The organism is Candidatus Limnocylindria bacterium (genome assembly GCA_036523395.1).
Lineage (GTDB): Bacteria > Chloroflexota > Limnocylindria > P2-11E > P2-11E > CF-39.
Map to the genome: position 1 here is coordinate 1 of DATDEH010000049.1, position 1805 is coordinate 1805.

The 1805-nt window shown below is 70.2% G+C and carries 2 protein-coding genes; both read right to left on the reverse strand.

Annotation, left to right across the window (positions count from 1 at the left end; translation table 11 throughout):
- Window positions 1-1337: ABC transporter ATP-binding protein (locus VI056_06565; protein ID HEY6202689.1), on the reverse strand; the 1337-nt coding region annotated here is incomplete at its 3' end.
- A partial coding sequence (locus tag VI056_06570) for an ABC transporter ATP-binding protein (GenBank protein HEY6202690.1) occupies window positions 1334-1805 on the reverse strand: 472 nt, incomplete at its 5' end. The genes VI056_06565 and VI056_06570, both read right to left, overlap by 4 nt.

The following is a 1805-nucleotide window of genomic DNA, read 5'->3' on the forward strand; positions in this document are numbered from 1 at the left end:
GGCACGTAGGCGCACCGCGGCGGGACGAAGAACGCCGCGGGATCGTCGACGATCTCGCCGTTCCAGCGGATCTCACCGCCGTCGCGCGGCAGCAGGCCGAGCAGAACGCGGAGCAGCGTCGTCTTGCCGGCGCCGACACGGCCGGTCACGACCGTGAACTCGCCGCGCCGCACCGTGAGCGAGATGTCGGCGATGCCCGCGCCGTCGCCAGCGGCGCGGCCGAAGTGATACGTCAGGCCGACGGCGTCGAGTCGCAGCAGCTTTTCGACGGCCGCGCTGTCCATCCGCGCCGCGCGTGGCTCAGCCTGCGCCGGCTCCTTGAGATCGAGCGGCGTGCTCACGACCAGGGCCGCGGCCGGCACGTTCGTCGCGCTGCCGGCGCGCATGAGGGCGAGCATGCGCGCCACCGACACGCCGAGCTGCTTGTACTGCGTGAGGAAGAGGCCAAGGAAGCCGCTGAACTCGGTGACGAAGCCGAGATACGACACGAAGAGCGCGAAGTCGCCGACCGTGAATGTGCCGTCGCGCATCGCCTGGGCGCCGAGGAGCAGGATGAGACCGGTCCCGAGATACACCGTGTTCCAGTAGACGGACCCGGTGAGAAGCGAGATCTTCCGCTCGCGCAGTACCGCGCGGCGGCGCAACTCGCTGAGCCGATGGAAGTGATCGACGACGCCGCGCTCCGCGCGCGCGATCTGCACCGCCTGGACCGCGCCGAAGATCTCGCCGAGCGCCCCGGTCACGCGGCTCGTCGCGACCTGGCTCGCCGCACGCGACTGCTGCAGACGGCGTGTCACGACCTGCGCCACCGCGACGATCGCCAGGAGCGGTAGGAAGACGAAGATCGTGATCGCAGCGTTCACACTGATGAGGATCCACATCGCCGCGACCGCGAAGATGGTCTCGCTGATCATGTCGACGGTCCAGTCGCTGCCGTCCTCGGCGTACTGCACGTCGTCACGGAACACGCTCAGCGCCTCACCGGGTGAGCGGTCGAGCGCGCGCGCGCCGGGCCGTCGCAGGATCTCCGCGAGCATGTTCCGCTGCAGGACCGCGCTCACGCTGAAGCGGAAGAACAGGTCCCACGTCGACCCCGCGGTCTCCGCGACCGCGCCGGCGATCCCGGATCCGACGAATGCGGCCGCGAGCCAGCCGATCGTTGGCGGGTCGGCATTGCCGCGCTGCAGGGCGTCGAAGGCCTGCTGCGCGACGAGGCCCGGCAGGAGACGCGAGCAGTACACCGCGGTCCACAGGAAGTTGTCCCCGATGTAGATCCACGGCCGGAGCGTCGCCATATGCCAGAGGAAGCGACCCGTGCCGAGCGTCTGCGAGCTCACGCCAGCACCTGCTCGAGGCCGGTCCGAAGGAGATCCGAGAAGCGCGACAACGGATCCTGCGCGAGCGCGGCGCGCGGGCCCTGCTCGACGATGCGTCCGTCCTCGAGGATGAGGATGCGGTCACACCGCTGCAGCGTCGCGAGCCGATGCGCGATGACGATCCCGGTGCGATCGGCGAGCAGCGCGTCGATCGCGCGCTCGATGTGCCGCTCCGTCGCCGAGTCGAGTCGTGACGACGCCTCGTCGAGGATCACCAGACCGGGGTCGCGGAGGAAGACGCGGGCGAACGCGAGCAGCTGCGCCTCGCCAGCGGAGAGGCCGCCGGCGAGCATCTGCGTGTCGAGCGCGCCATCGCCGCCATCGCGCGGGAGCGCGCGCAGCCAGGCACCAAGCCCGATGCGATCGAGCACGGCGGTGATGCGCTCGTCGTCGACGCTGGAGTCGAAGAACGTGATGTTCTCGCGCACG